General features: G+C 64.6%; 10 protein-coding genes and 1 pseudogene. All 11 read left to right on the forward strand.

The annotated features are described in order from the left end of the window. Positions 1-214 precede the first annotated feature (214 nt). Positions 215-460: a 4Fe-4S binding protein gene (locus I5M_RS13120; protein ID WP_376738679.1), complete on the forward strand. Its 246-nt coding sequence runs from the start codon at positions 215-217 to the stop codon at positions 458-460. 159 nt (positions 461-619) lie between these two features. Then, complete coding sequence (gene nifB / locus I5M_RS13125; protein ID WP_022721816.1) at positions 620-2,176, forward strand: nitrogenase cofactor biosynthesis protein NifB; 1,557 nt, start codon at positions 620-622, stop codon at positions 2,174-2,176. A gap of 19 nt (positions 2,177-2,195) precedes the next feature. Then, on the forward strand, positions 2,196-2,417 hold the full coding sequence (locus tag I5M_RS13130; protein WP_022721817.1) for a 4Fe-4S binding protein: 222 nt from the start codon (positions 2,196-2,198) through the stop codon (positions 2,415-2,417). 22 nt (positions 2,418-2,439) lie between these two features. Then, positions 2,440-2,781, forward strand: a complete 342-nt coding sequence (locus tag I5M_RS13135) for an iron-sulfur cluster assembly accessory protein (protein WP_307705766.1) — start codon at positions 2,440-2,442, stop codon at positions 2,779-2,781. A gap of 3 nt (positions 2,782-2,784) precedes the next feature. Continuing rightward, positions 2,785-3,324: a hypothetical protein gene (locus tag I5M_RS13140; protein WP_022721819.1), complete on the forward strand. Its 540-nt coding sequence runs from the start codon at positions 2,785-2,787 to the stop codon at positions 3,322-3,324. Beyond that, entirely contained in the window at positions 3,314-4,117 is an 804-nt protein-coding gene (locus tag I5M_RS13145; protein ID WP_022721820.1) for a 4Fe4S-binding leucine-rich repeat protein, read from the forward strand. Before I5M_RS13140 ends, I5M_RS13145 begins: the two co-directional genes overlap by 11 nt. After that, a complete protein-coding gene (locus I5M_RS13150; protein WP_022721821.1) occupies positions 4,114-4,410 on the forward strand; it encodes a nitrogen fixation protein NifZ in 297 nt (98 codons plus the stop codon). Before I5M_RS13145 ends, I5M_RS13150 begins: the two co-directional genes overlap by 4 nt. Then, the gene (locus I5M_RS13155) at positions 4,410-4,640 is read left to right on the forward strand and encodes a nitrogen fixation protein NifZ (protein WP_022721822.1); all 231 of its coding nucleotides are present in this window, start codon (positions 4,410-4,412) and stop codon (positions 4,638-4,640) included. The genes I5M_RS13150 and I5M_RS13155 overlap by 1 nt, the downstream gene beginning before the upstream one ends. 39 nt (positions 4,641-4,679) lie before the next feature. After that, positions 4,680-4,880 carry a putative nitrogen fixation protein NifT gene (gene nifT / locus I5M_RS13160; RefSeq protein ID WP_022721823.1) on the forward strand — a complete coding sequence of 67 codons (201 nt, stop codon included), beginning with the start codon at positions 4,680-4,682 and terminating at the stop codon, positions 4,878-4,880. A 2-nt stretch (positions 4,881-4,882) separates the two neighbouring features. Then, positions 4,883-5,158 carry a hypothetical protein gene (locus I5M_RS13165; RefSeq protein WP_031336261.1) on the forward strand — a complete coding sequence of 92 codons (276 nt, stop codon included), beginning with the start codon at positions 4,883-4,885 and terminating at the stop codon, positions 5,156-5,158. Between the two features lie 122 nt (positions 5,159-5,280). Next, a pseudogene (locus I5M_RS13170) lies at positions 5,281-5,541 on the forward strand (SIR2 family protein); the annotation flags it as partial.

Below are 5,541 nucleotides of genomic sequence, written 5' to 3' on the forward strand. Positions count from 1 at the left end.
CGGCCATCCACGTCTCTCGTGCGGCAAGCTCCGTAGTTCGTGGATGCCCGGGACAAGCCCGGGCAGGACGGCCGTCGGGGTTGATGCTTACCACATCGCGCCAGTTTAGAATCTGTCGGACTTGCGACAAGTGTCGGGGCACCGACACCGGCGACCACTGCGTCGAACACAATAATCATCACGATATCAACGAAGTAACGCTCTGGCACGGGGCTTGAAAGACGGAGCTCAACGCAACGTCTCTTCACCCCGTAAGGAGCAGGCCATGGCCTACAAGATCGTTACCTCCCAATGCACCGTCTGCGGTGCGTGCGAATTCGAATGCCCGAATGCCGCGATCAGCATGAAGCGCGGCACCTATGTGATCGATGCCACCAAGTGCACCGAGTGCGAAGGTCAGTTCGACAAGCCGCAATGCGTCTCGGTCTGCCCGGTCGACAACACCTGCGTGCCGGCCTGATCGGCGTCTGACCCGACAAGACGCCGGCGCCTTGACCGCCGGACTTGTCTTCGACGGATCGCCGCGCCCGCGGATCGGAATGATCCAAGCCGGCTCGGTAGCAGCACCATCACATCGGACAAGCCGCCCGTCGCGCGGCGCTACCAACGAGGCCCGGACATGACCAAGCTGCTGCAACTCCACGATTTCGGCGCGCCGGGTGGAGCCTCGTTCGATGAGCTACGCAAGAGTGCTGCCGCGTCCGGCTGCAGCACCAAGGGCGGCGCCGGCAAGACCGGCTGTGGCTCCTCTGCCGGCGAGAGCGATCTGCCGCCGGAAATCTGGGAGAAGGTGAAGAACCATCCCTGTTACTCCGAGCAGGCGCATCATCATTTCGCCCGCATGCACGTCGCGGTCGCGCCCGCGTGCAACATCCAGTGCAACTACTGCAATCGCAAATACGATTGCGCCAATGAGTCCCGCCCCGGCGTGGTCAGCGAAAAGCTGACCCCGGAGCAGGCGGCCCGCAAGGTCGTGGCGGTCGCCTCCACCATTCCGCAGATGACGGTGCTCGGCATCGCCGGCCCCGGCGACGCGCTCGCCAATCCGGCCAAGACCTTCAAGACGTTCGAGATGGTCACCGAGGCGGCGCCCGACATCAAGCTCTGCCTGTCCACCAACGGCCTGATGCTGCCCGACTATGTCGACCAGATCGCCGCCATGAACGTCGATCACGTCACCATCACGATCAATATGGTCGATCCGGAAGTCGGCGCGAAGATCTATCCGTGGATCTTCTACGACCACCGCCGCATCACCGGCGTCGAGGCCTCTCGCATTCTCAGTGAGCGGCAGCTGCTCGGCCTGGAAATGCTGGTAGCGCGCGGCATCCTGGTGAAGGTCAATTCGGTGATGATCCCCGGGATCAACGACGAGCACCTCGTCGAGGTCAACAAGGCGGTGAAGTCGCGCGGCGCCTTCCTGCACAACATCATGCCGCTGATCTCCGAGGCCGAGCACGGCACGGCGTTCGGTCTGTCCGGCCAGCGCGGTCCGACCGCGCAGGAGCTGAAGGCGCTGCAGGACGCCTGCGAGGGCGAGATGAACATGATGCGGCACTGCCGGCAGTGCCGCGCCGACGCGGTCGGACTGCTCGGCGAGGACCGCAGCGCCGAGTTCACCACCGAGAAGGTGATGGCGATGGACCTCGAATACGATCTCGCCGCGCGCCAGGCCTATCAGGCCAAGGTCGAGGCCGAGCGCGACGCCATCGCGGCCGCCAAGCAGCGCGAGATGGAATCGCTGGCGGACGAGACTGCCTCGATCAAGATCCAGGTCGCGATCGCCACCAAGGGTGGCGGCGTCATTAACGAGCATTTCGGCCATGCTCACGAATTTCAGATCTACGAGGTTTCGACCGCGGGGGCCAAGTTCGTCGGCCATCGCCGCGTCGATCTGTATTGCGAGGGCGGCTATGCCAGCGATGCCGGCATCGAACCGATCCTCAAGGCGCTGAACGACTGCACCGCGGTGCTGGTCGCCAAGATCGGCCTGTGCCCGAAGGACTCGCTGGCCGGCGCCGGCATCGAGGCAGTCGAGACCTACGCGTTCGAATATATCGAGCAGTCGGTGATCGCTTACTTCAAGGACTACCTGGTCCGTGTCGGCAAGTCGGAGATCCGCCACGTCGCGCGCGGCGATGCCGACATTCGCCAGGGCGCTTTCGTGGCGGTGTGAGAGCAGCGAGGGCAAACCGATGGCCTACAAGATCGTCGCCTCGCAATGCACCGGTTGTTCGGCCTGCGAGCCGCAATGTCCGAACACCGCCATCTTTGAGAAAGGCGGCACCTTCGCGATCGATCCGGCCAAATGCTCGGAGTGCATCGGCCACTTCGACCAGCCGCAATGCGTCGCGGTGTGCCCGGTCGACGACACCTGCGTGATCGACAACTCAGTCCCGCGTTATCGGGCGGCCTAAGGGGAGAACGATGGATCTTATTTTGACCGAAGCAGCCGAGAAGTTCATCCGCCGCATGCTGCGCTTCTCCGGTGGCACCGGCGGCTTCCGCATGGTGGTGAGTTCGGGCGGTTGCTCCGGCCTGTCGGCGACGTTCGATGTCGAAGCCGCGCCGCAGGCCGGCGACGTCGTGGTCGATCGCGGCGACTACAGGCTGTTCCTGCCACAAGCCAGCGCCGAGCTGCTCGCCGGCATCACCATCGACTTCCGCGACAGCATGGCCTCAACCGGATTCGTGTTCATCGATCCCAATCCGTCAAGCTGCAAATGCTCGGGCGAGGGCGCGCCCGCGAAGCCGGCGCTGGCTCAGCTCGGCGAGTTCTGATCCATGCCGCACCGCCTGCACAGCGAGCTGACGATGTCCGGGCCCGAGCAGTCGCTGCTCGCCGGCGCGCTGCTCGGTGCGGGCCTGCCGGCCGAGGCGCATCGCCATCTCGAATTGGCCGGAGCGGATTTCCAGAGCGATGCGGTGGCCGAACAGCATCTGCGCGAGGCACAGACGCTGGCGCCCGACCACGCCGCGGTGCTGATCGGGCTGTATCGCTTCTATTTCTACAAGGGTCGGCTCGGCGAGGCGCTCGGCGTCGCGCAGACCTGTCTGGCCAAGGCGGCGCGCGACAACGGCCTCGATGCCGACTGGCGTAGGGTCCACCGCGGCGATGCCGAATTTTCGAGCTATTCGGCCATCCTGCCGCGGTTCTATCTGTTCGCCCTCAAGGCCTACGCCTATTTGCAGATGCGCCTCGGCGCGATCGACGAGGGCCACGCGGCGATCGACAAGCTGCTCGAGCTCGACCCGACCGACAAGGTCAACGCCTCCGTGCTCAACGACGTCTGGAAACGGATCGGGCACGACGATGACGAATGACATCGACGAGGCCCTGGACTGGCAAGGCAACGAGGTCGACTGCGCGACCTGCCCGCATCGCGATCTGCTCGCCACCGGCGGCTGCGAGTTGAAGAAGTCCTGCGTGCAGGACCGCTACGCCCGCCGCATCGAGCGTTTCTTCCAGCACAATCGGGCGCTGGCCGATCAATATCTCGACCATCCCTATTTCGAGACCCGCGCGGTCGCGGCCGGCTACGCCACCGTGTTCCTGCTGCCGAAGCTGCTCGACGATCCGGACGAGACGGTGCGCTGGAGCGCGGCGCGGCGGCTGCCCAAGCGCTATCTGCTGCCGCTGCGGAGCGACCCGCATCGCGAGGTCCGCATCCGTATCGCTTCGGTGATGGACGGCGAGCATCTGCGGCCGATGGTCAACGACAGCGATTACTATGTACGCCAGGTCGTGGCGCGGCGCGCATCGCCGGCTCTGCTGCCGCTGCTGGTGCTCGATCCGGATTCCGGCGTGCGCCGCGAAGTCGCACGCCGCATCGGCTCCGAATGGCTGGCCCAGATGGCGATGGACAAGGACGGCGACGTCCGGCTCGAAGCCGCGCGGCGGATGTCGCCGGGGCGGCTCTTGGCGATGATCGACGATGCCGACTGGCGCGTGCGCTACGAAGTCGCCAGCCGCGCCGAGCCTTACGAGATCGGCCAACTGCTCGACGACACCGATCCGTTGGTGAAGGAAATGGCGCAGAGCCGTACCGGCAATCTAAAAGCGCCGTCGCCCATCGGACTCGGCCGCGTCACGCCCGTGAAGGAGACGACACCATGAATATCAGCCGCGACAGCGACATCGTCGAACTCGATGGGCCGCCGACGTTCGAATACGGTCAGAAGGTGCGCGCCAAGATCAACATCCGCAACGACGGCACGTTTCCCGGCAAGGAAATCGGCGAGGTGCTGGTGAAGAAGGGCGACGAGGGCTACGTTGTCTCGATCGGCACCTTCCTGCAGCAATTCTACATCTACGGAGTCGATTTCGTTGCCCAGGGCCGCATCGTCGGCATGAAACGCAAGGAGCTGGTTTCGGCCGAAGCCGAGCAGCCGGCGCAGGAGGTCGCGTGATGGCCGACCCGAAGTACCAGTGGGGTCAACGCGTCGCCGCGCAGATCGACCTGTTCAACGACGGCACCTTTCCGGATCAGCCCGAGGAGGCGCTACTGGTGAAGACCGGCGATGCCGGTGAGATCGTGCGCATCGGCATGCACGAGGAAAGCAACCAGCCGGTCTATCTGGTCGAGTTCGCCGACAACCGCGTCATCGGCTGTCTCGAACACGAAATATCGCCTGTTTAAGTACGTCGCTGCGGCGGCCCAACCCAAGGACCGAAATCGATGAAAGTGATGATCCGCAGGACCGAGAAGGGGCTGTCGGCTTACGTGGCCAAGAAGGATCTCGAAGAGCCGATCGTCGAGATCGAGAACGAGGCGCTGTGGGGCGGCAAGGTGACGCTCGCCAACGGCTGGCAGCTCGAGCTGCCGGCCATGGCGGCCGACACGCCGCTGCCGATCACCGTCGAAGCCCGCAAGCTGTGACGATGACGATCAGCAGCGACGATGTTGCCAGGCTGGACGCGCTGCTTGGCGGTGCCGAGGCGGAGCGCAGCGCGCTGGTGACGCTGCGCCAGCAGCTGCCGCATCTGTCACTGACGTCGTGTGATCCGTCCGACATCGACGCCGAGGCGCCGTTTCGCGACTACCCGCGATTCAGCGTCTACCTCGTCGACGGCAGCCAGCATTGCTGGACCATCACGGACGATGTGGCGAAAGCGACAGGCCTGGTGGTGACGCATCACAAGGTGGCGCGGGGGTGAGTGCGCAGGCCCAAACATCACCGTCATTGCGAGGAGCGCAGCGACGAAGCAATCCAGCGCAGGTACGGAGCTGAATTGCTTCGCTGCGCTCGCAATGACGACGTTAGTCAGAGGAAAGCAGCATGACCATTGAAGCGCTGGACGACATCGCAGCCGGCTTTGCGCAGGGGCGCGTGATTCCGTATCTCGGCTCGGGCGTGCTGACGCTGGGCGAGGCCGGCGTGCCGGCGTCGCCGCTGGAGCTTGTCGCGAAGCTGACGGCCAAGACCACGGTGCCGCACAAAGTCCGGACCAATCTCACCGGCGCGACGCAGTACATCGAGAATTTCAAGCATCGCAAGACGCTGACGGCGATGATGACCGAGGCATTTCGTGCCTCGGCG

The sequence above is a fragment of the Rhodopseudomonas sp. B29 genome (genome assembly GCF_000333455.1).
GTDB lineage: Bacteria > Pseudomonadota > Alphaproteobacteria > Rhizobiales > Xanthobacteraceae > Rhodopseudomonas.

Bases quoted from the DNA above. Each gene is read 5' to 3' on its own strand.
- I5M_RS13145 (WP_022721820.1), top strand. From the start codon at position 3,314: ATGACGAATGACATCGACGAGGCCCTGGACTGGCAAGGCAACGAGGTC.
- I5M_RS13165 (WP_031336261.1), top strand. From the start codon at position 4,883: ATGACGATCAGCAGCGACGATGTTGCCAGGCTGGACGCGCTGCTTGGC.
- nifT (WP_022721823.1), top strand. From the start codon at position 4,680: ATGAAAGTGATGATCCGCAGGACCGAGAAGGGGCTGTCGGCTTACGTG.
- I5M_RS13155 (WP_022721822.1), top strand. From the start codon at position 4,410: ATGGCCGACCCGAAGTACCAGTGGGGTCAACGCGTCGCCGCGCAGATC.
- I5M_RS13140 (WP_022721819.1), top strand. From the start codon at position 2,785: ATGCCGCACCGCCTGCACAGCGAGCTGACGATGTCCGGGCCCGAGCAG.
- I5M_RS13150 (WP_022721821.1), top strand. From the start codon at position 4,114: ATGAATATCAGCCGCGACAGCGACATCGTCGAACTCGATGGGCCGCCG.
- nifB (WP_022721816.1), top strand. From the start codon at position 620: ATGACCAAGCTGCTGCAACTCCACGATTTCGGCGCGCCGGGTGGAGCC.
- I5M_RS13130 (WP_022721817.1), top strand. From the start codon at position 2,196: ATGGCCTACAAGATCGTCGCCTCGCAATGCACCGGTTGTTCGGCCTGC.